Origin of the sequence: Streptomyces iconiensis, from assembly GCF_028657195.3 — a bacterium.
In the GTDB taxonomy this organism is placed as follows: domain Bacteria; phylum Actinomycetota; class Actinomycetes; order Streptomycetales; family Streptomycetaceae; genus Streptomyces; species Streptomyces iconiensis.
Window position 1 is genome coordinate 169,412 of the sequence record NZ_JANCPR020000002.1, and the last position, 27,000, is coordinate 196,411.

Annotated in this window: 22 protein-coding genes; 8 read left to right on the forward strand and 14 right to left on the reverse strand. The window is 70.0% G+C overall.

The genetic code is table 11. The annotated features are described in order from the left end of the window. Positions 1–224: 224 nt before the first annotated feature. From NMN56_RS02370 to NMN56_RS02380, 3 genes are read right to left on the reverse strand one after another with little or no spacing between them, the layout of a single operon-like run. A complete protein-coding gene (locus NMN56_RS02370; RefSeq protein ID WP_274043569.1) occupies positions 225–476 on the reverse strand; it encodes a DUF5710 domain-containing protein in 252 nt (83 codons plus the stop codon). Then, entirely contained in the window at positions 386–1,300 is a 915-nt protein-coding gene (locus NMN56_RS02375) for an IS982 family transposase (RefSeq protein ID WP_274043568.1), read from the reverse strand. The genes NMN56_RS02370 and NMN56_RS02375 overlap by 91 nt, the downstream gene beginning before the upstream one ends. Before the next feature lie 50 nt (positions 1,301–1,350). Beyond that, positions 1,351–4,308, reverse strand: a complete 2,958-nt coding sequence (locus tag NMN56_RS02380) for an AAA domain-containing protein (protein WP_274043567.1) — start codon at positions 4,306–4,308, stop codon at positions 1,351–1,353. Between the two features lie 400 nt (positions 4,309–4,708). Here NMN56_RS02380 and NMN56_RS02385 point away from each other — a divergent pair, with 400 nt between their 5' ends. Continuing rightward, positions 4,709–4,873 (forward strand): RNaseH domain-containing protein, encoded by a 165-nt coding sequence (locus tag NMN56_RS02385; RefSeq protein ID WP_274043566.1) that lies wholly within the window; start codon positions 4,709–4,711, stop codon positions 4,871–4,873. A 661-nt stretch (positions 4,874–5,534) separates the two neighbouring features. Here the strand turns inward: NMN56_RS02385 and NMN56_RS02390 are convergent. Beyond that, on the reverse strand, positions 5,535–6,905 hold the full coding sequence (locus tag NMN56_RS02390; RefSeq protein WP_274043565.1) for a class I SAM-dependent RNA methyltransferase: 1,371 nt from the start codon (positions 6,903–6,905) through the stop codon (positions 5,535–5,537). Between the two features lie 79 nt (positions 6,906–6,984). Continuing rightward, a complete protein-coding gene (locus NMN56_RS02395; protein ID WP_274043706.1) occupies positions 6,985–9,138 on the reverse strand; it encodes an APC family permease in 2,154 nt (717 codons plus the stop codon). A gap of 78 nt (positions 9,139–9,216) precedes the next feature. On the opposite strand from NMN56_RS02395, the gene NMN56_RS02400 reads away from it, so the two are divergent. After that, positions 9,217–9,882: a potassium channel family protein gene (locus tag NMN56_RS02400; RefSeq protein WP_274043564.1), complete on the forward strand. Its 666-nt coding sequence runs from the start codon at positions 9,217–9,219 to the stop codon at positions 9,880–9,882. Then, positions 9,879–10,541, forward strand: coding sequence for a potassium channel family protein (locus tag NMN56_RS02405; protein WP_274043563.1), 663 nt, complete (start codon positions 9,879–9,881; stop codon positions 10,539–10,541). The genes NMN56_RS02400 and NMN56_RS02405 overlap by 4 nt, the downstream gene beginning before the upstream one ends. Before the next feature lie 148 nt (positions 10,542–10,689). On the opposite strand, the gene NMN56_RS02410 is transcribed toward NMN56_RS02405, so the two are convergent. From NMN56_RS02410 to NMN56_RS02425, 4 genes are all read right to left on the reverse strand, one after another. After that, complete coding sequence (locus NMN56_RS02410; RefSeq protein ID WP_274043562.1) at positions 10,690–11,412, reverse strand: DUF3159 domain-containing protein; 723 nt, start codon at positions 11,410–11,412, stop codon at positions 10,690–10,692. Between the two features lie 3 nt (positions 11,413–11,415). Then, the gene (locus NMN56_RS02415; protein ID WP_274043561.1) at positions 11,416–11,820 is read right to left on the reverse strand and encodes an OB-fold nucleic acid binding domain-containing protein; all 405 of its coding nucleotides are present in this window, start codon (positions 11,818–11,820) and stop codon (positions 11,416–11,418) included. 67 nt (positions 11,821–11,887) lie between these two features. After that, positions 11,888–12,574 (reverse strand): response regulator, encoded by a 687-nt coding sequence (locus tag NMN56_RS02420; RefSeq protein ID WP_274043560.1) that lies wholly within the window; start codon positions 12,572–12,574, stop codon positions 11,888–11,890. A 54-nt stretch (positions 12,575–12,628) separates the two neighbouring features. Further along, positions 12,629–15,265: a sensor histidine kinase KdpD gene (locus tag NMN56_RS02425; protein WP_274043559.1), complete on the reverse strand. Its 2,637-nt coding sequence runs from the start codon at positions 15,263–15,265 to the stop codon at positions 12,629–12,631. 325 nt (positions 15,266–15,590) lie between these two features. On the opposite strand from NMN56_RS02425, the gene NMN56_RS02430 reads away from it, so the two are divergent. Together NMN56_RS02430 and NMN56_RS02435 are read left to right on the forward strand one after the other, a co-directional pair. After that, positions 15,591–16,754: a glycoside hydrolase family 88 protein gene (locus NMN56_RS02430; RefSeq protein WP_274043558.1), complete on the forward strand. Its 1,164-nt coding sequence runs from the start codon at positions 15,591–15,593 to the stop codon at positions 16,752–16,754. A gap of 289 nt (positions 16,755–17,043) precedes the next feature. Beyond that, entirely contained in the window at positions 17,044–17,796 is a 753-nt protein-coding gene (locus tag NMN56_RS02435) for a chitinase (protein ID WP_274043557.1), read from the forward strand. 173 nt (positions 17,797–17,969) lie between these two features. Here the strand turns inward: NMN56_RS02435 and kdpC are convergent, their stop codons facing one another. Genes kdpC through kdpF form a run of 4 tightly spaced genes read right to left on the reverse strand, consistent with a single transcriptional unit; the run spans position 17,970 to position 22,466 of the window. Continuing rightward, positions 17,970–18,581, reverse strand: coding sequence for a potassium-transporting ATPase subunit KdpC (gene kdpC, locus NMN56_RS02440; protein ID WP_274043556.1), 612 nt, complete (start codon positions 18,579–18,581; stop codon positions 17,970–17,972). A 5-nt stretch (positions 18,582–18,586) separates the two neighbouring features. Continuing rightward, positions 18,587–20,707, reverse strand: coding sequence for a potassium-transporting ATPase subunit KdpB (kdpB, locus tag NMN56_RS02445; protein WP_274043555.1), 2,121 nt, complete (start codon positions 20,705–20,707; stop codon positions 18,587–18,589). Next, positions 20,707–22,368 (reverse strand): potassium-transporting ATPase subunit KdpA, encoded by a 1,662-nt coding sequence (gene kdpA, locus NMN56_RS02450; RefSeq protein ID WP_274043554.1) that lies wholly within the window; start codon positions 22,366–22,368, stop codon positions 20,707–20,709. Before kdpA ends, kdpB begins: the two co-directional genes overlap by 1 nt. 8 nt (positions 22,369–22,376) lie before the next feature. Next, positions 22,377–22,466, reverse strand: coding sequence for a K(+)-transporting ATPase subunit F (gene kdpF, locus NMN56_RS02455; protein ID WP_274043553.1), 90 nt, complete (start codon positions 22,464–22,466; stop codon positions 22,377–22,379). A gap of 376 nt (positions 22,467–22,842) precedes the next feature. Between kdpF and NMN56_RS02460 the strand changes: the two genes are divergently transcribed. Further along, positions 22,843–25,407, forward strand: a complete 2,565-nt coding sequence (locus tag NMN56_RS02460) for a helicase C-terminal domain-containing protein (RefSeq protein ID WP_274043552.1) — start codon at positions 22,843–22,845, stop codon at positions 25,405–25,407. A gap of 11 nt (positions 25,408–25,418) precedes the next feature. Here the strand turns inward: NMN56_RS02460 and NMN56_RS02465 are convergent, their stop codons facing one another. After that, complete coding sequence (locus tag NMN56_RS02465; protein ID WP_274043551.1) at positions 25,419–25,655, reverse strand: hypothetical protein; 237 nt, start codon at positions 25,653–25,655, stop codon at positions 25,419–25,421. Positions 25,656–25,782: 127 nt separating this feature from the next. Here NMN56_RS02465 and NMN56_RS02470 point away from each other — a divergent pair, with 127 nt between their 5' ends. Further along, the gene (locus NMN56_RS02470) at positions 25,783–26,616 is read left to right on the forward strand and encodes a helix-turn-helix domain-containing protein (RefSeq protein WP_274043550.1); all 834 of its coding nucleotides are present in this window, start codon (positions 25,783–25,785) and stop codon (positions 26,614–26,616) included. Further along, on the forward strand, positions 26,613–26,825 hold the full coding sequence (locus tag NMN56_RS02475; protein WP_274043549.1) for a DUF397 domain-containing protein: 213 nt from the start codon (positions 26,613–26,615) through the stop codon (positions 26,823–26,825). Before NMN56_RS02470 ends, NMN56_RS02475 begins: the two co-directional genes overlap by 4 nt. Positions 26,826–27,000 lie beyond the last annotated feature (175 nt).

Genomic DNA, 27,000 nt, shown 5'->3' on the forward strand with positions numbered 1-27,000 from the left:
TTTGCTTCAAGGCGCCCACCACCATGTGGCTAAGGGCTCCCCCCGACGGTCCCCAATCACACCTGTCGGCCCCGGGCATCGCATCACCGCCGCTGTTTTGAGTAATCGAGGGAGCTCAACGCACTTCCACACGGCGTACCCGTCCCAGCTTCGCAAGCATGCCTGAGGGTGCGGCCGGAAGCGTCTGGCGGAGGACGTCCCTCGCAGCTCGCGGTGAGCTTCCCCTACGGCAGCCAGCGCGCCGCCTGTTCCCGGGTGATCCGGTCCGCGTCGACCCACCAGCGCCGGGCCTCCCTGTCCCACCGGGCCGTGAGCAGGCGCTTGGCCTCGTCCTTCTGCTCGTACGGGACGTCTAGATGAATGAGTCCAAGGGGTGTCGTTGCGGTCAGTGATCGTAGGCAGTCAGTGATCGTTTGATCGGCTGCCTGGTCTTGTCGTTGTGCCAGATCGCCGCCGTGAGCGCGAGGATCCGGCACAGGACCCGGACGGTGACCCCGGCCGGGGTCTTGCCACCATGTCGTTCCAGGTCAAGCTGGCCCTTGAAGGTCTGGTTGATCGACTCGATGACCTGCCGCAGCGGCTTGAACAGGTGCGCCCCGGCCCGCTCTGCTTCTCCCTTGCGGGCCGGCCGCAGCAGCTCCAAGTGACGCTCAGCGAGGTCGTGCTCGAACCCGTGGCCGTAATAGTTCTTGTCACTGATGATCGTCTGGCCGGGGTGGGAGGCGGCTACGTCGGGTGCGGTGTCGAGCATGCCGCGCAGCGTTTCGCGTTCGTCGGCCTTCGCCCCGGTGAGGGCGAACAGGACCGGCAGGCCGCCGAGTGTGCACACCAGGTGCAGTCGCAGGCCCCAGAAGTACCGGGAGTGCGACGCACAGTAGCCGTACTCGGCCCAGCCCGCCAGGTCCGACCGCTCAGCTGTCCCGCGAGAGCATCCGCAGCTGACCGGGGTGGAGTCGACCACCCACACGTCGTCGCTCCACAGTGTCGTGTCCGTGGCCAGGATCCGGATCACGCTGGTGAGCAGGGCAGACGCATTGCGTAACCGTTTGTTGTAGCCGGACTGCTGGGGCACGTAAGGGAACAGGTGGCCGAAGTCCCCCTCGACGCGGCGCAGCCAGCGCCGCTCGGAGGTGTAACCGAGCAACGCCGACATGACCGCGAGCGTGACCAGTTCGGCGTCACTGAGCGTGGGCACGATCCCGACTGCCGGGCGCCACGGGGCCAACCATGGCGAAGCCTTCAACTCGTCGTCGATCCGGGCATAGAGTGCTGTCGCGAGGGTGTCCAGGTCTGTCTTCACACACTGACATTGGGCGCCCTCGTCCTATGCCCGCAGGCCTTCCCTTGGACTCATTCATCTAGGTACAGACGGCCGTCCCGCACGAGGCCCGGGTACACCTTGCCGTCCTGCGCCTCGGCTCGCTGGGCAGGTATCTCGGACGCTGGAGCGGTCTCTCTGGCGGGACGCCACAGCCCTCGGGCCGGGCGTTCCATGCGGGTGCGCTCCATCAGCCGCCGTACACGGTCGCAGGAGGCAGGGTCGGTGTAACGCATCATCAGGTCCGTCGGCCCGATGTTCGCGAGCAGGTTCTTCGAGCCGTGCCACAGGACCGAACCGTCCAGGATGAGGACTTTCTCGTGCATACGATCTCGGAACTCGACCCGGCAGCCGACGGCCTCCAGCTCCCCGACCAGCTCCCTGTGCCGCGCCACGCGGGAGGGCTCCTGCTGCTCCTCCGACGGGCGGGTGAAGACCGTGATCTGAAGCCCCTCAGCCGCCTTCGGGCCGAGTATCCGGGCCCACCGGCGAACCGGAGGTGCATCCATGAACGCCGAGTACAGCTCGATGCTGCGCTGTGCTCGCTCCACATCCCATGCCACCGCCTCCAAGACCTCGCTGTGCTCGAAGAATGCCGGTCGCGCCAGTTCCTCCTCCGACAGGGTGGCCAGCTGGTCCGCGTCGCGGATCGGGATCAGCTCGTCGGCTGAGATAGTCTGCGCGTGCGCCTCCAGATGGCCGACCATCGCCAGTGCCTCGCTGTGCGGGGCCAGGTGCTTACGCAGGAAGGCGATGTCTGCCACGACGACCAGGTGGTCCTGGGCCCGGCTGAGGGCGACGTTCAGGAGGCGGCAGGTCTGCGAGGACAGGCCCGTTCCGCTGTAGAAGAAGCCGGGGTCCTTGCCGGCGCCCGCCACCGTGTCGAGGAGCACGACGGTGCGCTGGCTGCCCTGGAACCGGTGGACGGTGTCGACCAGGCCGTCGTAGTCCTCCCCGAACCGGTGGGCCAGGCTGCTCTTGAGTGCCTTGACCTGCTCCTTGTACGGAGAGATGACGGCGAGCCGGTCGGTCGCCCGTTCCCCCTCGGGGACGTCCTGCCACTTGCGGCCGGGGAGGACTCCCTCGTACTGGAGCCCTCTGACCAGCTCGTGGATGACCGCTGCGTGGACGTCGTTCGCCATGTGGGCTTTGCGGCCGCCGCCGGGGATCCGGCGGCCGGACGTGTCGATCAGGATCACCGGGGAGTCGATGAGCGGGGCGAACGGCAGACGGCTGGTGTCTCCGCGCCCGGTCCTGAGCGGTGCGTCCGGATACGCCACCTCGTTGACGACCGCGCAGATCGGCTCCCGCATCCGGTACTGGGTGTCGAGCGCCACCAGGCGAGGGTCCTGGCGTACCCGCCCGGACGGATCGACCAGGCCGGCGGCGTGGAAGGCATCCCGCGCCGTCCACTCGCGGGAATGGGCGCGCTCCTCCTCGCTCGCCGCCCGGTCGCCGTCGCCCTTGGTCACGGCGGGCAGCTGCCGGAAGTCGCCCGCCACGACCACCCGCTTGCGCGCGAGACCGGCGGCGAACCAGGCCGCCGGCAGGCTGACCATCCCCGCCTCGTCGATCACCACGACATCGACCTCGTCGAGCAGTTTCCTCGACTGGACGGCCTTGGCCACCGTCGCTCCGAGCACCCGGCAGTGGGAGCGAACCTCGTCCTGGATCTGCTTTCGTTTCCGTCCGAGTTCGTCAAATTGCTCCTGAAGCGAGGCAGCGGACTCGGCGACGGTCTGTCTGGGTGGGATCCCGACGACGGCGGCATAGGCCGCGGGGAGGGCGCGGCGGGCATCGGCCGCCTGCTTCTCGCCCGCCGTGCGGCGCCGGGCCGCGCGCGCGACGTCCTCCCTGGCCCGCGTCGCCTCGTCCTCTTCGTGCGCCAGGGCGGACCAGAGGTCGCTCAGTTTCGCCGTTCTGCGCTCCGCCAGGAATCCGGTCGGTGGCCCCACTTCCTCCATCTTCCGCCGCAGCTGCGCGGCCAGGGTGTCCGCGGCCGCGACCATCTTCGCCGCCGCGGCGTGGTCACGGTCGGCCTCCGCCATCTCCTCTGTGCCGGTGGCCAGTTCCGACTCCAGGTCCCGGATCCGGTCGTGCAAGGCCAGCGCCGCCCTCGCGCCCTTGAGCTGGTCGGTCGCCGCGCTGATGTGTCGGTCGATGCTTTCCACTAGCAGGGCGGCAATCCGGGCCGGGTCGACCTGGTCTCCGTAGCGGCTGCGCAGCGACGGCAGGACGATGGTCCCTGCCCTCTGGACGACCCCCTCGGCGAAACCCTCCTCGTGCTCCAACAGGGAGCACATCCGCTCAAGAGCCTGGTCCACCGCGACGTTCGTGGGGGCGAGAAACAGAACCTTGAGTCCTTGGCGGAAACTGCCCTCGACGATGTGAGCGACGACGTCCGTCTTCCCGGTGCCGGGCGGTCCCCACAGGAACAGCACCTCACTGGCGAGGGCCTGTGCGACGGCGTCGCGCTGACGTGGGTTCAGCTGGAGCCCCGCCCAGTTCGCCACCCACTGCCCCGGGTTCTCGGCACGGCCGGTGCGCGGGGTACCCCGGCCGACCAGCCAGCCCGCGTGGTCCGCGTCGACGGGGCTGTCCTGACCGCTGGCTGTCTCCAGGCGCTCGGCCAGCGCGGCCCAGTTCGCGGAGTCGTCCTTGCGGATCTGGGTGTTCGCGGGCGCCGCCCCGAGATCGGCCTTCGTCACGAGCCGTACGGTCCCGTCCGGAGCGCGAGACGCCTCGGCCGGGTCCCACGCCTTACGGGAACGTGACGGCCGGGCGAGGACAGAAGCACCGTCCAGGCTGTCGTGCCAGGTGCGGCACTCGAAGAGATACTCGCGTGTCCCCCCGGATTGCGAGAGAAGCCGCCCCTTGGAAAGAGCGACCTTAATGGCGCCCTCGGCGTTGCTCCGGAGTTCGGCGAGGATCTCGGCGCGCACCGCCGTCAGAAGCTCCTCGACGGGATAAGGCCGCCCCGCCCCGGTCATGTACACCGCTCCCCCAACATCGCCCCACAGGTCCGAAAACCGTACGTGAGTCTGCCGCTGTCGAACGGTGTACTCGACGGCTATGGCCAGTCGCTGACCTGTCGCTGGCCTGAATCATTCGCGATCAGTCGTTGCCAACGGCGACCTCGGTGCCCCTCGGCGAGGGCGGGCCCTAGGTTAACCCCGACTCCATCCCGGACGTGGCGGTTCAGGTCTTCGGGATGCCATTCTCCTCAGACTCTGTCTGGATCCTCGGAGAGGCAATGGGTGCCCTACCAGCAGGCCATCACCGCATTTCACAGCAGCCACTTCGCCCTTCACGTGAGCGGCAAGAGCAAGACAGAAAAGCAGCGGTGGGCAGAGGACGTCGAGGCAGTCCTGGCCAGCCTCGTCGCACGAAATGGAGCCCACCACCGCACGTCTGTGGCACCAGACCATCGCTTGGTTCGACCGCTCGCGCTACCCCGTGCCGCTCCACGCCGCCAAACAACTCGACCTCGACCACCCGAAGTACCGACGCTCAGCACCGCCGGAAGAACTGGACCAGACAGACGACGCCCAGTGAAGGGCATTGAATACCTCAGCGCGCCACACGTAGCCGGCGGACTGCAAGCTCCGCAGAGACAAGGAAGCAACAGCTTTCACGTGTGTCTCAAGAGGCGATGCCCAGGTCTGGAAGACCTCGCGCACCGAACAGAGCGTCAAAGCGACGGGCTCCCTGCGCAGCGATCAGAAAATACGGGGCTCCGGAGCCGGCCGCGCTGTACGGCCCTTTCTGTCCGGCGATGAGGACATCGTGTGGCGCCCACACGTCGAGCCTGTCGAATACGTAGTAGACCGGGAGGCCGGTCCAGGCAACGAGTTGCAAGTGCGCCTGGACCTCCACACCTCCGATGTGGCTGGCGAGGACATGACTGTGGCTCCTTCCAAGGGAGCACAAGGGTGATGCGGGGTACCGAATTCAGTGAGGCGAGGAGACCCGCAGTCGGGTTGGGAAATGCGCGTCCGAATGCAGTCGCCCCGGGCCTCTTCCTCAAGAACCTCGCCAAGCGCTTACGCTGCGACAGATTCCGACGAAGCCTCTGTCCTCCCTCCACGACAGCCTGACGACCCGTCAAGCATCAAGATCAACGAGCGTCAAATGAGCGTCACGAGCGCCATTCCGGCGTCAAGATATCGCCCGTAACGCCCACACCGCACATCATGCACATCGACAAAGACGCAGGTCAGGAGCCCTTCGCGGCCGGCTCCAAAATCGCCACGCACTCCATGTGATGCGTCATCGGGAAGAGGTCGAAGGCGCGGAGGAAGCGGGGGCGGTAGCCGGCGGTGGTGAAGTAGCCGAGGTCGCGGGCGAGGGCTGCGGGGTCGCAGGCCACGTAGGCGATGCGGCGGGGGCCGAGCGCCGCGATGCGGTCGACGAGGCGCTTGCCCGCGCCGGCGCGGGGCGGGTCGAGGACGACGAGGTCGGCCTCGGTGATACCGGTGCGGGGCAGGACCTGTTCGACCTTGCCGTGTTCGATCCGTACGCGGGGGAACTCTTCGAGGTTCTTGCGTGCGTCGGCCGCGGCGCGCTTGCCGGCCTCGATACCGAGGACGGCGCCCTTCTCGCCGAGGCGGTCGGCGAGCGCGCCGGCGAAGAGGCCGACGCCGCAGTACAGGTCGATGGCGGTCTCGCCCTTGCGCGGGGTGAGGCCGCGCATGACGGCGTCCACGAGGACCTCGGCCGCCTGCGGGTGCACCTGCCAGAAGCCGCCCTCGCCCACACGCCAGGTGCGGCCGTCGGCGCGCTCGCGGACGAAGTCGCGGCCGTGCACGCGGTGTACGGCCTCGTCCTTCTCGCCGACGCGCAGTACGGACACCTCGCGGTCCAGCTCGACGAGGGGGAGCCGGCCGCCGGGGCGCGGGGTGAGGATGACCTGCCGGTCGGCGGAGCCGGTGGCGGCGATGGCGTCGACGGAGGCGATCTGCGGCCACTCGCGGGACTCGATGCCCAGCTCGTCGACGCCGGGCGCGGCGATCATGCAGTGGTCGATGGGCTCGACCTCGTGGGAGCGGTGGCGGCGCAGCCCCGCGTGGCCCGAGGCGTCGACGGCGTACCGCACGCGTGTGCGCCACGCGGGCACCTCGCCGGGTGCCACCTTGTCGCCGGGCGCCGGCTCGACGGTGCCGTCCCAGGAGACGTCCTCCGGGGTCATCCCGGCGAGGCGCTGGAGCTGCTCGGTGAGCACGTCGGCCTTGAGGCGGCGCTGCGCCCCGGGCTTGACGTGCTGCCAGTCGCAGCCGCCGCAGCGGCCGGGCCCCGAGAAGGGGCAGGGTGCCTCGATGCGGTCCTTGGCGGGGTCCAGCACGGTGACCGCGTCGGCGCGCAGGAAGCGGGAGTCGGCACGGCCCTCGGTCACACGCGCGACGACCCGCTCCCCGGGCAGCGTGTGCCGTACGAAGAGCACCTGGCCGGCCTCTGTACGGGCGACGCAGTGGCCACCGTGCGCGACAGGGCCGACCTCGACCTCGTACTCCTCGCCCACCAGGGAGGGAGCAGCGGGCGCTGCGTTGTCGGCGGCGTCGGCGGTCTCGGGCGCGCTGGGTTCGGACATGGCGGGGTGACTCCAGGGACGGTGGTGGCGCGGGCCCGTGCCGGGCCCAAAGAAGCGGCGATGGCCGCAACCGCCCAGTCTACTTCCCGCGCTCCTTGCTTCCTCCGCCGCTTCCGCCACCGCTTCCCCCACCACTGCCCCGGGTGCTTCCGCCACCGCTTCCCCCCGCACTCCCTCCGCGGCCGGCGCCGCCGCTTCCGCCGGCCGCCGGGTCCTTGCGGGGCGGTGCGGCGGGACCGCGGCGTACGGAGCCGGGCGCGCTCCACTGGTCGCGGCGCCTGACGCGCTTCTTGGCGACCTCGGAGGACTCCAGCTGGAAGGGCACGGAGGTGACCATGACGCCGGGGGTGAACAGCAGCCGGCCCTTGAGGCGCAGCGCGCTCTGGTTGTGCAGCAGGTGCTCGTACCAGTGGCCGACCACGTACTCGGGGATGAAGACGCTGACGACGTCGCGCGGCTGTTCCCTGCGCAGGCGTTTGACGTGGTCGATGACCGGCCGGGAGATCTCGCGGTAGGGCGAGTCCAGGATCGTCAGGGGGATGTCGATACCGCGCTCGTCCCAGTCCCTGCGCAGCTGTTCGGTCTCGGCGTGGTCGACGTTGACCGTGACGGCTTCGAGGGTGTCGGAGCGCATCAGCCGCGCGTACCGCAGGGCGCGCAGGGTCGGCTTGTGGATCTTGCTTACGAGGACCATCGAGTGCACCCGCGAGGGCCGCAGCCGTGCGATCTCGTCCGGGTCGTCGGCCGACAGTTCCTCGGAGATCCGGTCGTAGTGCCTGCGGATGGAGGACATCACCGCGTAGAAGATGGCCATGCCCACCAGGGAGACCCAGGCGCCGTGGGTGAACTTCGTCACCAGGACGACGACGAGCACCGTTCCCGTGAGGAAGGCGCCGAAGGTGTTGATGGCGCGGGAGCGGTGCATACGGTGGCGGCGTGCGGAGTCGGTCTCCGTGGTGAGCAGCCGGTTCCAGTGCCTCACCATGCCGATCTGGCTGAGCGTGAAGGAGACGAAGACGCCCACGATGTAGAGCTGGATGAGCCGGGTGGAGTCGGCTTCGTAGACGACCACAAGTATCGCGGCGGCACCGGCCAGCAGCACGATGCCGTTGGAGAAGGCCAGCCGGTCGCCCCGGGTGTGCAACTGGCGTGGCAGATAACGGTCCTGGGCCAGGATCGAGCCGAGCAGCGGGAAGCCGTTGTACGCGGTGTTGGCGGCGAGGAAGAGCACGAGCGCGGTGGCCGCCGACAGGAAGACGAACGGGAACGAACCGTTGCCGAACACGGCCGCGGCGACCTGGGAGATGACCGGGTTCTGGGTGTAGCCGGAGCCGGCGGGCTCGCCGTCGATGAGCAGGTCCGTGGCCGGGTACTCGGCCATCTTCACGTGCGTGGCCAGCGCCAGCGCGATGATCCCGCAGAACATCGTGACGGCGAGGACGCCCATCATGGACAGGGTGTTGGCCGCGTTCTTCGACTTGGGCTTGCGGAAGGCGGGCACGCCGTTGCTGATCGCCTCGACGCCCGTGAGCGCGGCGCAGCCGGAGGAGAAGGCGCGCAGCAGCAGGAAGGCCAGCGCGACGCCCGCGATGCCGGACTGGTCGGAGTGGATGTCGTAGTCGGCCGTGGGGGCGCGCATCTCGTCGCCCATGAGGACGGCGCGTACGACGCCCCAGATGAGCATGGCGAACACGCCGGCGACGAAGCAGTAGGTGGGGATCGCGAAGAGCTTGCCCGACTCCCGTACGCCCCGCAGGTTCATCACCGTCAGCAGTCCGATGACGACGACGGCGCAGAACGTCTTGTGCTCGACGACGAACGGGATCGCCGAACCCAGGTTCTCCACGCCGGAGGAGATGGAGACGGCGACGGTCAGTACGTAGTCGACCAGCAGTGCACTGGCGACCGTGAGCCCGGCCCTGCGGCCGAGGTTGGTGGTGGCGACCTCGTAGTCGCCGCCGCCGCTCGGATACGCGCGCACGTTCTGCCGGTAGGAGGCCACCACCGTGAACATGAGGACGGCGACGGCGACCGCGATCCATGGGCTGAAGCTGTAGGCGGAGGCCCCGGCGACCGAAAGGACGAGCAGCACCTCGCCGGGTGCGTACGCCACCGAGGAGAGGGGGTCGGAGGCGAAGACAGGGAGTGCGACGCGCTTGGGCAGCAGCGTCTCGCCCAGCCTGTCGCTGCGCAGCGCCCTCCCGAGGAGGAGTCGTTTCGGTACGTCGGTCATCCTGGACACGCAGAGGATCGTATGCGGTCAGTCGTGCGATGCTGAGACGGCCCGCTGTATGGGACGAAGGGACGGGCGTTGCACATTGTGATCATGGGCTGCGGACGGGTGGGTGCCGAGCTCGCGCAGACCCTGGAGCGACAGGGCCACACAGTGGCGGTCATCGACCAGGACCCCACTGCTTTCCGGCGCCTCGGCTCCGGTTTCGGAGGCCGCCGCGTCACGGGCGTCGGCTTCGACCAGGACACGCTGCGCGAGGCCGGCGTCGAGGAGGCCGGCGCCTTCGCCGCTGTGAGCAGCGGAGACAACTCCAACATCATCGCGGCGCGCGTGGCCCGCGAGATGTTCGGGATCGAGCACGTCGCCGCACGCATCTACGACCCACGCCGTGCCGAGGTCTACCAGCGGCTCGGCATCCCGACCGTGGCCACCGTGCGCTGGACGGCGGACCAGATGCTGCGCCGGCTGCTGCCCTCCGGCGCCGAGCCGCTGTGGCGGGACCCCAGCGGCGCCGTACAGCTCGCTGAGGTGCACACCTCCCCCACGTGGGTGGGCCACCGCGTGAGCGCGCTCCAGGAGGAGGCAGGGGTGCGCATCGCCTTCCTCACCCGGCTGGGTGAGGCGATGCTGCCCACCTCGCAGACGGTGCTGCAGGAGGGCGATCTGGTGCATGTGATGATGCGCTGCGACGAGGTCGCGCGGGTCGAGGAAGTGTTCGCTGTGGGGCCGGAGAAGACGTCATGAGGGTAGCCATCGCGGGCGCCGGAGCGGTCGGACGGTCGATCGCGGGCGAACTGCTGGAGAACGGGCACGAGGTGCTGCTCATCGACAAGGCGCCGACGGCCATTTCGGTCGAGCGGGTGCCCCAGGCCGAGTGGCTGCTGGCCGATGCGTGCGAGATCACGTCGTTGGACGAGGCCGCGCTGGAACGGTGCCATGTGGTGATCGCGGCCACGGGCGACGACAAGGTCAACCTCGTGGTCTCGCTGCTCGGCAAGACGGAGTACGGCGTTCCGAGGGTGGTCGCGCGCGTCAACAACCCCAAGAACGAATGGCTGTTCAACGAGTCATGGGGCGTGGACGTCGCCGTCTCCACACCGCGGCTGATGTCCGCGCTCGTGGAGGAGGCCGTCAGCGTGGGCGATCTCGTGCGGCTGATGCGCTTCTCCCAAGGCGACGCCAACCTCGTGGAGTTGACGCTTCCGCCGGAGGCGGCGCTCGCGGGGACCCGGGTCGGCGATGTGAGCTGGCCCGAGGACACCTCGCTCGTCACGATCATCCGGGGCAACCGCGTACTGACGCCGGACCCGGACGACGCGCTGGAGGCCGGCGACGAACTCCTCTTCGTCGCCGCACCCGCCCGCGAGGAGCAGTTGGAGCAGCTGCTGTCGGTACGCGCGTAAGCCGGTACCCGGCGGGGCTCGCGGCTCCGGGTGCGCTGTGCCGCTGGCTGTGCGTCGTGGGCCGCGGGTTGACTGTGGCTTGTCGCGCAGTTCCCCGCGCCCCTTCGGCTCACCTGCCGGACCGGCATGCTTCAGGAGGCGGCATGCTTCAGGAGGCGGTGGACTTCTCCGCCGCCTCCCGTGCCTCCATCTCCGCGATGACGTTGATCGGCGCCGGTGCCTTCGCCAGGAAGATCCAGGTGAGGTAGACGGCGAGCAGGAACGGGGGAATCTTCAGCGCGACGGTGACCCAGCCGAACTGCGCGGTGTCGCCCCAGAAGTAGAGCGGGAAGAGGACGGCGCACTTCGCGAGGAGGATGAACCCCCACGCGTAACTGGCCTTCGTGTACGCCTTCTTACGGCCCGGGTTCCGCTTGCGCCAGGAGAGGTTCTCCTTGAAAACGGGTCCGAGCACGAGGCCGAGCAACGGTACCCCCGCCATGGCCGTGATGAGGTACGCGAGCGCCAGCCCGAGCGTGTAGAGCATGCCCGGCAGGTAGAAGTCCTTCGCGTTGCCGGTCATCATCGCGAACAGCACACCGAAGGCGACGCCGAAGATCCCGCTGAAGGCGTGCTTGACGGTGTCCTTGCGCGCCAGCCGGAACACGGCCATCACACCGGCGAGCACCAGTGCGGTGATCGCCGCGGCGTGGATGTCCTTGTTGACCGTGTACCACGCGATGAAGACCAGTCCGGGGACGGTCGTCTCGATGAGGCCCCGGATGCCGCCGAACGCTTCGAACAGCGCGGCCTCCGTGACGGCCTGGGAGCCGGAGTCGCCGGCGTCCTCCGCCGCCTCGTCCGTTCCCGTCTGCTTGTCGAGAGAGGTCACCCGCTACTCCTGTCCGAGCGGTCGCAGCTCGTATTTGGGATTGAACATCACGGGGCGGCCACGGTTGCTGGTGATCCGCCCCCAGACGATCAGCTTGCGGCCCGGCTCGATGCCCGCGATGGAGCGGCGGCCCAGCCAGATGACGTCCAGCGCCGCCGAGCCGTCGAAGACCTCCGCCTCCAACGTGGGCACCCCGGCCCGTGGCCGCAGCGTCACGGTGCGCAGCGTACCGGTTACACGGACCATGTCGCGGTCGGCGCAATCCGAGATACGTGTGCATCCCGTGCCCTCTGCTTCCTCCCGCAGCTCCGCGGAGCGCAGGTCTTCCTCCGAAGAAGAGAGCCGTTCCAGGAATCGGCGGAAGCGGCCGTTCCCCGCACTCCGCTGCTCTCGGGCACCGCCAGTCATAAGGGCCAGGGTACCGCCGCGACCGACCCTCCCGATGCCCTCCCGGCCCCCTCGCTCCCAGGGGCCCTCACTTCTCGAACCGGTACCCCATCCCCGGCTCCGTCACGAAGTGGCGGGGGTGGGAAGGGTCGGTCTCCAGTTTGCGGCGGAGCTGGGCCATGTAGACGCGCAGGTAGTTGGTCTCGGTGCCGTAGGAGGGGCCCCAGACCTCCTTGAGGAGCTGCTTCTGACTGACCAGGCGTCCCGTGTTGCGTACGAGTACCTCCAGCAGGTGCCATTCCGTGGGCGTGAGCCGTACGTCCCTGCCCTCGCGGTGCACCTTCTTGGCGGCCAGGTCAACGCTGAAGTCCGCGGTCTCGATGACGCCCGCGTCCTCCGGCATCCCGGCGGCCGGCTCGGCCCTGCGCACGGCGGCGCGCAGGCGCGCGAGCAGTTCGTCCATGCCGAAGGGCTTGGTGACGTAGTCGTCGGCGCCCGCGTCCAGCGCCTCCACCTTCTCGTCGGAGGTCTGCCGCGCGGAGAGCACGAGGATCGGGATACGGGTCCAGCCGCGGATGCCCCGGATGACGTCGACACCGTCCATGTCGGGCAGGCCCAGGTCCAGGACGACCACGTCGGGGTGGCGGTCGGCGGCGAGGCGGAGGGCGGTCGCGCCGTCGTGCGCGGCGTCGACCTCGTACTTCCTCGCCTTGAGATTGATCACGAGGGCGCGGACGATCTGCGGCTCGTCATCGACCACAAGCACCCGGTGCATGTTGCTTCCTCTCGATTCCTTTGTTGTGCCCGTTCACGCACCCGTGGCGCCGATTCACGCACCCGGGACGTCCGTCGTTCGCGTGCCGGTGGTTTCCGGTCGCCTGCCGGTGCGCTGCCGGTCGGCCGCGCGGGGCGCGGGGCCTGCCCGTACGGGCCTGCGGCCGTGTGCGGCGCGCAGCGTGAGGACCATGGTCATGCCGCCTCCCGGGGTGTCCTCCGCCTCCAGGCTGCCGCCCATCGCCTCGGCGAATCCGCGTGCCACCGCGAGGCCGAGCCCGACGCCCGAGCCGCTCGGAGCGTCACCGTAGCGCTGGAAGGGTTCGAAGATGCGGTCCTTGTCGCTGTCCGGCACGCCTGGCCCCCTGTCGGTGAACCGCACCTCGACCCTGTCGGCCAGCGCGCTCGCCTTGACCAGCACCTTCTTGTCGTCGGGGCTGTACTTGACGGCGTTCTCGACGAGGTTGGCGACGGTGCGCTCCAGCAGCCCGGGATCGACGGCGACCAGCGGCAGCGCCTCGGCGACGGCCAGCCGCACGCTGCCCTCGGGTACGCCTGCCAGGGCCTTCGGGACGACCTCCTCCAGGCTGATGTCGCGGATGAGCGGGGTGACGGTGCCGGTCTGGAGGCGGGACATGTCCAGGAGGTTGCCGACGAGGTTGTCGAGCTTGTCGGCGCCCTCCTCGATGGAGCCGAGCAGTTCGGCCTCGTCCTCCGGCGACCACTCCACGTCGCCGGAGCGCAGCGACGAGACGGACGCCTTGATGGTGGCCAGCGGCGTACGCAGGTCGTGCGAGACGGCGGCGAGCAGCGCGGTGCGGATGCGGTTGCCCTCGGCCAGTTCGCGGGCGCGTTCGGCCTCGCCGAGCAGCCGCTGCCGGTCCAGGACGCCGACCGCCTGCGCGGCGAAGGCGGCCAGCACCCGGCGGTCCTCAGCCGGCAGCACGCGGCCTGAGAGGACCAGCATCATGTTGTCGCCGACGGGCATGTCCACGTCCCCGTCCTCGGGCGTGACCAGATGGCCGCCGCCCTGAGCCGTGCCGACGCTGCCGGCGCAGGTCCAGGGCGTGCGCTCGTCCTCGCGCTCCAGCAGTGCGACGCAGTCCATGCCGAAGGTCTCGCGTACCCGCTCCAGCAGCTCGTCGAGGCTGTCCTGGCCGCGCAGCACGCTGCCCGCGAGGACGGAGAGGATCTCCGACTCGGCGCGCAGCCTGGCGGCCTGGTGGGTACGGCGTGCAGCCAGGTCGACGACGGAGGCCACGGCGACGGCGACACCGAAGAAGACGGCCAGCGAGACGACGTTACGGAAGTTGCTGATGGTCCAGGTGTGGGTCGGATTGGTGAAGTAGAAGTTCAGCAGCGCCGAGCAGACGGCGGCCGAGGCCAGCGAGGGCAGCAGCCCGCCGACCAGGCCGGCGGCGACCGTGAGGACCAGGAAGAGCAGCACGTCGTTGGCGAAGCCGATGTGCGGGTCGAAGGTGAGCATCAGGAACGTGAGCAGCACAGGACCGCCGATGGCGGTCAGCCAGCCCGCCAGCACCCGGGAACGCCCCAGCCGCGCGGCACGCGCCACGGGCAGCCCGCGCCCCTTGGCGACCTCGTCGTGGGTGACGATGTGCACGTCCAGGTCGGGCCCCGACTCGCGGGCCACGGTGGCGCCGACGCCGGGTCCGAAGATGTACTGCCACGACTTGCGCCGGGAGGAGCCGAGCACGATCTGGGTGGCGTTGACGCCGCGTGCGAAGTCGAGCAGCGCGTCGGGGATGTCGTCGCCGATGACGTGGTGGTACGTGCCGCCCAGGTCCTCCACGAGGGTGCGCTGAACGGCGAGTTCCTTGGGCGAGGCCGAGGTGAGTCCGTCGGCACGCGCGATGTAGACGGCGAGGATCTCGCCGCCCGAGCCCTTGGCCGCCATACGCGCTGCCCGGCGGATCAGGGTGCGGCCCTCGGGGCCGCCCGTGAGGCCCACGACGATGCGTTCGCGGGCCTGCCATGTGGAGCGTATGCGGTGCTCGGAGCGGTACTGCTGGAGGTACTCGTCGACCCGGTCGGCCGTCCACAGGAGGGCCAGCTCGCGCAGCGCCGTGAGGTTGCCCGGCCTGAAGTAGTTGGAGAGCGCCGCATCGACCTTGTCGGGCGAATATATGTTCCCGTGGGCCATACGGCGGCGGAGCGCCTGGGGCGACATGTCGACCAGCTCGATCTGGTCCGCCCTGCGCACCACCTCGTCGGGCACGGTCTCGCGCTGCCGTACGCCGGTGATCGACTCGACCACGTCGCCCAGCGACTCCAGGTGCTGGATGTTCACGGTGGTCACGACGTCGATGCCCGCTTCGAGCAGCTCCTCGATGTCCTGCCACCGCTTGCGGTGCCGCGATCCGGGCACGTTCGTGTGCGCCAGCTCGTCCACGACGGCGACGGCGGGCCGCCGCGCGAGCACGGCGTCCGTGTCCATCTCCGACAGGTCGGCGCCCCGGTACATCACCTGGCGGCGCTGCACCTGCTCCAGGCCGCGCAGCATCACCTCCGTACGCGGCCTCTCGTGGTGTTCCACGAACCCCACGACCACGTCGGTCCCGCGCTCCAGGCGGCGGTGTGCCTCCGACAGCACGGCATACGTCTTGCCGACGCCTGGCGCTGCCCCGAGATAGATCCGCAGCTTCCCTCGCCGCGACTGCACTCCTGACGCCATGCGTCCATTGTCACCGCTCGCCCAGGTGTTCCACTCCGGCGGCGGCGCTCAGCCCGTCAGAGTTCCGTATGGATGGCCCCCACACCGGCCTCCGCCCCGCCTCCGCCCCCGCCTCGGGCCCTCCTGCGGCCTCCGCCTGCTGCTCAGCCGGCTCCTCCCCGGGCTCTGCCTGGACCGGGCCCGCCCGTAAGCGAGGCCCATCAGGCACGCCGACGCGAGGGCTTCCCCGCGCACGCGTTCCCCTGCATGATGTCGCGCGTCACATGAGAGAACGGCGTTCAGCATACGGAACACTCATGACACGGACCGCTTCGGGAGGCGCCCCATGAACCGCCGCCAACTCCTGCTCAGAACCGCCGCGTTGAGCGCGCTCACGACCCCCGCGCTCGCAGCCCCCGCCCTCGCAGCCCCGCCGCGGGCGGAACCCGCACAGGCCGGGCCCTCATGGGCCGACCGCCTGCCGTCCCACGAGCAGGTGCGGGAAGCCCTCACCCGGGCCGCCGACCACTGGATCGCGGCGCACCCCGACCCCGGCGACAACAAGTGGGCACGCGCCACGTTCTACAGCGGCCTCATGGCGCTCCACCGGGCGACCGGTGAGCGCCGCCATCTGACGTACGCCCGCTCCTGGGCCGAGAAGCACGAGTACGCGCTCAACAACGGCGTCAGCACCCGGCACGCGGACGACCACAACGCGGGGCAGACGTATCTCGACCTGTATGAGACCGAGGGCTCACGCGACGAGTCGAAGATCGCCGCCATCGAGGAGTCCCTGCACCGCATGACGTTCACCGACAGGCCCGGCAAGGACGACGACTGGTGGTGGGACGACGCGCTCCACATGGCCATGCCGCCGTTCGCACGGCTGGGCGTCCTGCGCGGTGAGCGCGCGTACACGGAGAAGCTCCACCGGCTCTACACGCACACCAAGAGCGCCCAGGGCGGCCCCGGTCTGCTCGATGACGGCTCAGGGCTCTGGTACCGCGACGACCGCTTCCTGCCCGGCGGCATCGTCTCGCCTGCGGGCAGGCCCGTCCTGTGGTCGCGCGGCAACGGCTGGGTGGCCGGGGGTCACGTCAAGACCCTCAAGGCACTGCCCTCAGGAGCGCCGCACACGGCGGAGTACCGGGCCACGCTCGTACGCCTGCTGGCGGCGCTGCGGCGGGTCCAGCGCGACGACGGCTTCTGGAACGTCTCCCTCGCCGACCCCGGTCACCTGCCGGGACCCGAGACGAGCGGCACCGCGTTCTTCGCCTACGCCACCGCTTACGCGCTGCGAGCTGGCCTCGTGCGGCGTACGTACGTTCCCGTCGCGGCGCGCGCCTGGCACGCGCTGTCCCGTACGGCCCTCCACGCCGACGGCTTCCTCGGCTACGTCCAGGGCGTCGGCGACCGCCCCGAGTCCAGCCAGCCCGTCACCCGCGACACCACGGCCGACTTCGCGGTCGGCGCCTTCCTGCTGGCCGGTACGGAGCTGCTGAAGGTCTGATCCTCTCCCGGCTCCCACCCCGGAAGGCGCCCCCGCTCCCGCTCCCGCTCCGAAACAGGGGGCGGCCGGGGCCGGGTGAGGGCCGGGCGGGGGCCGGAGGAGGCCGGCCGGTGGTCAGCGCTCCGGGGGCAGGCGGGGAGAGGAAGGGGCGGGCCAGGAACCGGAGTTCGCGCTGCCGCCGCACTCTTGACGCGAGCATGGCCGCCGTTATGGTCTAGGCCAACGAAGCCGGAGCCCCCCACCCTCGCTCCCGCCGCGCTCCGGCCCACCCCCCACCTGGAGTTGCCCCATGCGCTCTCGCACACTCGGAATACTGACGGCCCTCGCGTCGGCCTTCGCGCTGCTGGCCCTCGCCTGGCCCGCTTCGGCGGACAGGGCGGACGCGACGGACAGGCAGACGGCCGGATCCTCGTCGGCGGCGGCCGAATTCATCGTCAGCGAGGCCCAGTTCAACCAGATGTTCCCGAACCGGAACTCCTTCTACACGTACAGCGGCCTCACCGCGGCACTCGACGCCTACCCCGAGTTCACCCGGACCGGCAGCGAGACCGTACGCAAGCAGGAGGCCGCCGCCTTCCTCGCCAACGTCAGCCACGAGACCGGCGGACTGGTGCACGTCGTGGAGCAGGACACCTCCAACTACCCGCACTACTGCGACGACAGCAAGCCCTACGGCTGCCCCGCCGGACGTGACAAGTACTACGGCCGCGGCCCCATCCAGCTGAGCTGGAACTTCAACTACAAGGCGGCGGGCGACGCGCTCGGCATCGACCTGCTCAACAACCCCGACCTCGTCCAGAACGACGCGGCCGTCGCCTGGAAGACCGGCCTGTGGTACTGGAACACCCAGACAGGTCCCGGCACCATGACGCCGCACAACGCCATGGTCAACGGCGCCGGATTCGGCGAGACCATCCGCGCCATCAACGGCAGCCTGGAGTGCGACGGAGGCAACCCGGGGCAGGTCCAGAGCCGCGTCGACACCTACAAGCGGTTCGCGCAGGTCCTCGGCGTCGACCCCGGCGGCAATCTGAGCTGCTGACCCCACTCCCCGCTCTCTCCCGCACTCTCACGCTCCCGGGGCGAACCCACACGCCCCGGGAGCTCCGCGCGACCGAGAGGGCCGGGCCCTGCCGCGGGACAGCAGGGCCCGGCGGCCCAACGGCGGGCAGCGGCAGCCTGGTTGCGGGCTGTCGCCCGGGGGAGGGCTGCGGGCTAGTTCCGGGCGGCGGCCCGGAGCGCGGCGTTCAGCTCCAGGACGTTCACATGCGGCTGCCCGAGGAAGCCCGCCGTCCTCCCGTCCGTGTGCGCGTCGACCAGCTTGCGTACGGCCCCGGCCGACAGCCCGTTCTCGCGTGCGATCCGTGCGGTCTGGATGTCCGCGTACGCAGGCGAGATGTGCGGGTCGATCGCGGACGAGGACCCGGTGACCGCGTCCTTGGGCACCACGGAGACCGGCACGCCGTTGAAGGCGGCGACCGAGGCGCGCGCCTTACGGACCTTCTTCACCAACGTGGGGTCGCTCGCCCCGAGTTGGCTGGAGCCCGTGGCCCGGGGGTCGTAGCCGGAGTTCGAGGGCCGGCCCTGGAAGAACCGGGGGTCGGGCTTGTCGGAGCCCGGCAGGTTCCAGGACTGCCCGATGAGCGAGGAGCCCACCTCCTTGCCCTTGTCCTTCACCACGGAGCCGTTCGCCTTGTCGTGGAACGCCGCCTGCGCGACGCCCGTCACGGCCAGTGGATAGATGACGCCGGTCACGAGGGTGAGGACGAGGAGGGCGCGGAAAGCGGCCCATGCGAGCCGTCCCGTACTGCGTACAGAAGAATTCACGGGGATCAGCCCACTCCCGGGATCAGCGTGATGAGCACGTCGATGAGTTTGATGCCGATGAAGGGCGCGACCAGACCGCCGAGCCCGTAGACGGCGAGGTTGCGCCGCAGCATGCGGTCCGCGCTCAGCGGCCGGTAGCGCACCCCGCGCAGCGCGAGGGGTACGAGCGCCGCGATGATGAGCGCGTTGAAGACGACCGCCGACAGGATCGCGGACTCGGGCGAGGCCAGCCGCATGATGTTGAGCGCGTCCAGCCCCGGATAGGCGACCGCGAACATGGCCGGGATGATCGCGAAGTACTTCGCCACGTCGTTGGCGATCGAGAACGTGGTCAGCGCGCCCCGCGTGATCAGCAACTGCTTGCCGATCTCCACGATCTCGATGAGCTTGGTCGGGTCGGAGTCCAGGTCCACCATGTTCCCGGCCTCCTTCGCTGCCGAGGTGCCGGTGTTCATGGCCACGCCCACGTCAGCCTGAGCGAGCGCGGGCGCGTCGTTCGTACCGTCGCCCGTCATCGCGACGAGCCGCCCGCCCGCCTGTTCGCGCTTGATCAGCGCCATCTTGTCCTCGGGTGTCGCCTCGGCGAGGAAGTCGTCGACGCCTGCCTCCTCCGCGATGGCCTGGGCCGTCAGCGGGTTGTCGCCCGTGATCATGACGGTCTTGATACCCATGCGGCGCAGCTCGTCGAAGCGTTCGGACATGCCCTCCTTGACAACGTCCTTGAGGTGGATGACGCCCAGCACCCGCGCGCCGTCCGCGTCCTCGACGCCGACGAGCAGCGGGGTGCCGCCCGACTGGGAGATGCCGTCCGTCAGCCCGTGCACCTCGTCGCCTGCCAGGCCGCCGCGCTCCTTGACCCAGGCGCACACCGAACCGGCGGCGCCCTTGCGGACCTTGAGCCCACCCGGCCCCTCGATGTCCACCCCCGACATGCGGGTCTGCGCCGTGAAGGGCACCCACTCGGCGTGGGCCAGCTCCCCCTCGTGCCGCTCGCGCAGCCCGTACTTCTCCTTGGCGAGTACGACCACCGAGCGGCCCTCGGGCGTCTCGTCCGCGAGCGAGCTGAGCTGCGCCGCGTCGGCGAGCGCCGCCTCGGTGGCGCCGCTGACGGGGACGAAGGCGGCGGCCTGGCGGTCGCCGAGCGTGATGGTGCCCGTCTTGTCGAGCAGCAGCGTGGAGACGTCGCCGGCCGCCTCGACGGCCCGGCCCGAGGTGGCCAGGACGTTGCGCTGCACGAGGCGGTCCATGCCCGCGATGCCGATGGCGGACAGGAGCGCGCCGATCGTCGTCGGGATGAGGCACACGAGCAGCGCGGTCAGCACCGTGAGGGACTGCTCGGCGCCCGCGTAGACGGCGAACGGCTGGAGGGTGACGACGGCCAGCGTGAAGACGATGGTGAGCGAGGCGAGCAGGATGTTGAGCGCGATCTCGTTCGGCGTCTTCTGCCGTGCCGCGCCCTCCACGAGGGCGATCATGCGGTCGATGAAGGTGTCGCCCGGCTTCGTGGTGATCCGGATGACGACGCGGTCGGAGAGCACCTTGGTGCCGCCCGTGACGGCGCTGCGGTCACCGCCCGACTCGCGGATGACGGGCGCCGACTCGCCGGTGATGGCGGACTCGTCGACGGAGGCGACCCCCTCTACGACATCGCCGTCACCGGGAACCAGGTCACCCGCCTCGCACACGACGCGGTCGCCGACGCGCAGTTCGGCCCCCGGCACGGCCTCCTCGCCCTCCGCAGTGAGCCTGCGCGCGACGCTGTCCGTCTTGGCCTTGCGCAGGGTGGCCGCCTGCGCCTTGCCCCTGCCCTCGGCGACGGCCTCGGCCAGGTTGGCGAACAGGACGGTGAGCCACAGCCATACGGCGATGACCCAGCCGAACCAGTCCCCTGGGTGGGCGACGGCCAGCACGGTCGTGAGCACCGAGCCGACCTCGACGACGAACATCACGGGTGACTTGACCATGACCCGCGGATCGAGCTTGCGGAGCGCTTCCGGCAGCGCCTTCATCAGCTGCCCGGGGTCGAAGAGACCTCCGCCTGCCGGTCCACCGGGCGCGTGGGGCACTCCCTGCGAGGGCCGGCCGTAGCCGTCCTTCGCCGTACGTACGGGTGTTGCTGTGCTCATCAGGAGAGTCCCTCCGCGAGCGGCCCCAGAGCGAGGGCCGGGAAGAAGGTGAGACCGGTGACGATCAGCACGCAGCCGACCAGCACGCCGGTGAAGAGGGGTTTTTCGGTGCGCAGCGTGCCCGCTGTCGCGGGTACGGGCGTCTGTTCGGCGAGCGACCCGGCCAGTGCGAGCACGAACACCATGGGCAGGAAGCGGCCGAGCAGCATGCACAGCCCGATGGTGGTGTTGAAGAACGGGGTGTCGGCGCCGAATCCGGCGAAGGCGCTGCCGTTGTTGTTGGAGCCCGAGGTGTACGCGTACAGGACCTCGCTGAACCCGTGGGCCCCGATGTTGGTCATGGCCTCCTTGCCGTCGGGCAGCGCCATGGCGAGCGCGGTGCCGCCGAGGACGAGGGCGGGGGTGACGAGGATGTAGCAGGCCGCGAACTTGATCTGGCGGGTGCCGATCTTCTTGCCCAGGTACTCGGGCGTACGCCCCACCATCAGGCCGGAGAGGAAGACGGCGACGACCGCCATGACGAGCATGCCGTAGAGCCCTGATCCGACGCCTCCCGGCGCGATCTCGCCCAGCATCATGCCGAGCAGGGTCACTCCCCCTCCGAAGGCGGTGAAGGAGTCGTGGAACGAGTTGACCGCTCCCGTCGAGGTCATCGTCGTCGAGACCGCGAACAGGGAGGAGGAGCCTTCCCCGAACCGCTGTTCCTTGCCCTCCATGGCCCCGCCGGCGAGCTGCGCCGCCGTACCGGGGTGCGCGTACTCGGAGACCGTGACGACCACGACGGCGGCGAGCCAGATGGCGCCCATCGCGGCGAGGATCGCGTACCCCTGCCGGACGCTGCCGACCATCTTTCCGAAGGTGCGGGTCAGCGAGAACGGGATGAGGAGGATCAGGAAGATCTCCAGCAGGTTGCTGAAACCGTTCGGGTTCTCGTACGGGTGGGAGGAGTTGGCGTTGAAGAAGCCGCCGCCGTTGGTGCCCAGCTCCTTGACCGCCTCCTGGGAGGCCACGGGCCCGCCCGGGAGATGCTGGGCGCTCCCGGAGAGGGTGTGCACCTCGTGCATCCCGGCGAAGTTCTGGACGGCGCCGGCCGCCACCAGCAGAATCGCGCTGACGAACGCGATCGGCAGCAGGATCCGGACGACCCCGCGCACCAGGTCGGACCAGAAGTTGCCCAGCTCGCCCGTACGCGACCTGGCGAAGCCGCGCACGAGGGCGACGGCGACGGCGATGCCCACGGCGGCCGAGACGAAGTTCTGCACCGCCAGGCCGGTCATCTGCGTGAGGTGGCCCATGGCCGACTCACCCGCGTACGACTGCCAGTTGGTGTTGGAGACGAACGAGGCCGCTGTGTTGAACGCCTGATCGGGGTCGATGGGCTTGAACCCCAGCGACATCGGCAGCTTGTCCTGAAGCCGCTGCATCGCGTAGAGGAAGAGCACCCCGACGGCGGAGAAGGCGAGGACGGCCCGCAGGTAGGCGGGCCAGCGCATCTCCGCTGCCGGGTTGGCGCCGACGCAGCGGTAGATCCACTTCTCGACGCGCAGATGTCTCTTGGAGCTGTAGACGGCGGCCATGTAGTCGCCGAGGGGCCGGTGCACCAGCGCCAGCGCGCCGATGAGCGCGATGAGCTGGAGCACGTCAGCGAGGATCGGACTCATGTCGGCGCTCAGAACCTCTCCGGAAAGAGGAGGGCGAGGACGAGGTAACCCAGCAGAGAGACGGCGACAACAAGCCCGGTGACGTTCTCGACGCTCACAGCTTGTCCACTCCCCTGGCGATGAGCGCCACCAGCGCGAAGACGACGAGCGTGGTGACGACGAAGGCCAGATCGGCCATCGTGTGCTCCTAGGTGGTGTGCGGTGTTCCTGACACCACCAGAGAACCCCTGTTCCAGGCGCTCACCGCTTCCGTTGACGACCCCCATACGCACGCCAGGGCGCTCTTGACGGGCCCCATACGTCCTTGACGCGTCACATACGCGGTTTGCGGGGTGCCAGGTGGCCGGAAACCTCCGGCGCGGCCCCGGGTCGCGGAACCGGACGCCAGGTCGCGGAGCCGGACGCCGGGGGCCTCCGCCCGTCCCTTGTCAAGCCCTGGGCACGAGGCACCGGCTGCCCGGTAGCGTCGCCGCCATGAGCAGTACGTCCCAGGGATCCCCGCTGACCGCGTGGCTGCGCGGCCTGACCGAAGAGAATCTGCACGGTGTGCTCACCGTCCGCCCGGACGCGGTGGCCCCGCCCGAGCCGCACTCCCTCAGCGAACTGGCCGACCGCCTCCAGCGCCCCGCCTCGGTGGCTCTCGCGCTGCGGCGGCTGCCGCTGCCGTGCCTTCAGGCGGCCGAGGCCCTCGCCGCTCTGGGCGACCGCGCCGCTCCCGACGATCTCAAGGACCTCCTGGAGCCCGTCGAGGACACCGCGCAGCCGGCGGGCTGCGAGGCGGAACACGCAGAACACACGGAGAGCACGGAGAGCACGGCATTCGATTCCGTCGATTCCGTACTCACCGAGCTGGCGGCCCACGCGCTGGTATGGCCCGACGGGCAGGGGCTCCTGCGGTCCGCCGCTCCGCTGCGCCGTCTCTGGGAAGCGCCGCTCGGGTTCGGCCCTGGCCTGGCGGAACTGCTCGGCACCTGCTCCTCCGACGAGCTGCGCGGAATGGTGACGGCGCTCGGTCTGCGTGCCGTCGGCAACCGCAAACAGCAGCGGTTGGACGCCCTGCTCGCACACCACCGGGACCCGCGCTCGGTCCTGCCCCTCGTGGCAAGCGCACCCCGGGCGGCCCGCGAACTCCTGGAAGAACACGCGTTCTCCGGCCCGGCCGCCCCCGACGAGCCGGCCATCATGTTCGGCTCCCCCGGATCGGCGGACCGCTCAACTCCGGGCCTGCTCTGGTGCGTTGAACGCGGCCTGCTCGTACACGCCCGCGGCGCTTACGGCCCCGCGCTGATGCCGGCGGAGATCGCCCTGTTCCTGCGCGGTCCCGACTGGCACGCCCCCTTCGCCCCGCACCCTCCGGACATCGACCTGACCCCCGTCACCACGAAGGAGGCGGAACGGGAGACGTCCGCCGCAGCCGCGTCCTTCGTGGGCATGGCGACCGCCGTACTGTCCGAGTGCGCCGGCGCCCCACCGCAGCGCCTGAAGTCCGGCGGCGTCGGCGTCCGCGAACTGACCCGGCTCGGCAAGGCCGTCCAGTGCGAACAGGCCGCTGTCCGACTGGTCCTGGAGTGCGCCAGGGCCTGTGGGCTGCTGTCCGTCGACAACGACAGGTACGCGGTCACCGAGGCGTACGACACCTGGTCACGCCAGGAGCCGGCGCAGCGGCTGGTGCCGCTGCTGCGCGCGTGGTGGCACTTCCCCGGAACGCCCTCCCTCTCCCGCGACGCGGACGGCAAGGCGCTCCCCGCGCTGGACAACGCGCAGCTCTGCGACGGATGCGTGCAGGCCAGGCAGGGCCTGCTGGCCGCCGCCGGCGCGCTGCCACCCGGACACGGCGCCAAGGCCCCGGAGGAGCTGGCCACGCGCGTCGCCTGGTACCGCCCGTACGCCGATTCGCCCGCACAGGACACCACGCCCTTCGCGACCGCCGTCCGGGAGGCCGAGACCCTGGGCGTCCTCGCCCGCGGCGCCCTCTCCCCGCTCGGCGAGGCGCTGCGCACCCGTACGCACACCGCCCCCGGCTCCCTCACCAGCACCGACGCGGACACGGACACGGACGCCGACGCCGACGCCGACGCCGACGAGCTACGCGAACAGGCGGCCCGGCTGCTCCCCCGCGCCACGCACACCGCCCGGTTCGGCGCCGACCTGACCGCGGTCGTACCCGGCGTACCCACGGCACAACTGGCCGCGCTGCTGGACCTGGCGGCCGACCGGGAGGCACGCAGCGCGGCATCCGTATGGCGGTTCGGCCCGTCCAGCGTGCGAAGGGCGCTGGACACCGGGCACACCGCCGAGTCCCTCGAAGCCGAACTCACCGCGCACTGCGAGGCCCCGCTCCCCCAGACCCTCACCTACCTCCTCGCCGACACCGCACGCCGCCACGGGCACATCCGCGTGGCCCCGGCGTCCTGCGTGATCCACAGCGCCGACGAGGCCCTCATCTCGGAGATCGCCGTACACCGCGCCCTGGCCAAGCTGAAGCTGCGGCGCCTGGCGCCCACCGTCCTGCTCAGCGCCGCACCCCTGGACACCGCGCTGGCGGCCCTGCGCACGGAGGGCTACGCACCCGTGGCGGAGTCCGCCGACGGTGCGGCCCGCGTCGAAAGCCCCGCACGGCGCCGTGCGGCGCGGGTACCCCGCCCCCGGAGCACCCCGCGCAACGCCGCACTCCCCGCCTCCCCCGACACCCGGGCCCTGGCAGGAAAGCTCCTGGCCGCGCCCCCCTCACCCCCGCCTCCCGCACCCCTCCAGGGCGGCCCCCCGTACGGCACGGACACGGAGGAGATCGTCGACGGCTGCGCCGCCGGCCTCTCCCTGGCCGACTCCCGCCAGCTCGCGCACGCCATCGACCACGAGGAGGCCGTCACCATCGAGTACACCGCCGCCTCGGGCAACACCACGGTCCGCACCCTCACCCAACTCGAACTCGATCCCCCGTACCTCTACGCCTGGTGCCACCTGCGCGACGACGAACGCGTCTTCGCCCTCTCCCGCATCCACGGCGTGATGCCCGCGTGGCGGGGAGACGCCGAATAAGCCGTACGAGGTCAATGCACCCGCTCCCGCAGCAGTTCGGCGAGCCGGTGCGCCGTCTCCAGCGGACACCGCCCGAGTTCCACCAGCGGGTGCGGATCAATGGAGCGCGTGCACGAGAGCAGGTCGATGCCGAGGGAGGGGAGAGTGACACCCACCGCGACGAGCGCGTCCTGAAGGTTGAGTACGGCCTGCTCAGCGGCCGTGATCGCGGACAGGGAGTCACGGTGACGGGCGGGCTCGGGAGTCATGGGCGGCGGCCTTTCAGGCGAGCGACTGGTTGTCACGTTACGTACTCACAGCGTGACCGCGCCGCGTAGGCTCCAGAAAGGGGAACCGACCCAGCAAGAGCCCTGTAACGACAGGACGTTGAGCGCCATGACCCAGCCGAAGAATCTCGATCCGTTCACCTCACCCAAGACCTTCTACGGCGCCGAACTGCGCCGCCACCGCGAGGACGCCGGCCTCTCCCAGGACCAGCTCGGCGAGCGGGTGTTCTGCTCAGGCGCGTACATCGGCCAGTTCGAATCCGCGATCCGGCGCCCGCAGGTGGCCTTCTCAAAGCAGTTCGACGACACCTTCCACTCCGGCGAGCACTTCCAGCGGCTGTGCCGGCTGGTGCACGAGGCGGAGAAGCATCCGGAGTACTACGCGGACGCCGCGGAACTGGAGAAGCTCGCGAAGACGATCTGCGAGTACTCGCCCATGTTGGTGCCGGGCTTCCTCCAGACCGAGGCATACGCAAGGGCACTCAGCCGAGCGACACAGCCGCTAGCTTCTGAAGAAGAAATCGAGAGGCACGTCAAGACGCGAATGGATCGAGCCCGGCAACTACTCGATCCAACAGGCCCCAAGTTGTGGGCGATCCTCCACGAGGCAGCCCTCCGGATCACCGTCGGCAGCCCAGAGGTGATGCGCGAACAGTTGCTCCACATCGCAGAGATCGCCCGCACTCGCGGTGCCCTGGTGCAGGTGCAGCCGAATTCCGCAGGCCCGCACCCGTTCATGATGGGAACTGTGCTTCTCATGACCTTCGATGACGCACCGTCTGTCGTCTACTCCGAAGGCGCCCATAGCGGCCAACTCATCGACGACCCAGCGCTGGTGGAGCGCAACCAGGAGTCATACGATCTGGCCAGGGCCGCCGCGCTGTCGCCGGAGGCGTCCCAGGCCCTGATCGCATCGGCGACGAAGGACTACACGACACCATGAGCACCGCACATGACCTAAGCGCCGCAATCTGGCGCACCTCGTCGTACACCAACGGCGAAGGCGGCGCCTGCGTCCAGGTCGCCGACGGCTTCCCGGAGATCATGCCCGTACGGGACAGCAAGCTCGACGGGGACCCGACCCTCATCTTCCCGACCCAGGCGTGGGGAGCCTTCGTTACTGCCGTCAAGGGCAACTTTCTCAGCGCCTGACCCCACATCGACTCGATCGGCCACAGCCCTGTCGCGAACGAAGCGGCAGGGCTGCCTCGCTTCGTGAGGGAACTGGGCGCCGGCGGTCGGCGCGTAGGCTGGCGCGGAACTTGGTGATCACGTGCCTGGGCGCACCCTTACGGCCCGGCGGCCGGCTGGATGACGGAAGACGGAG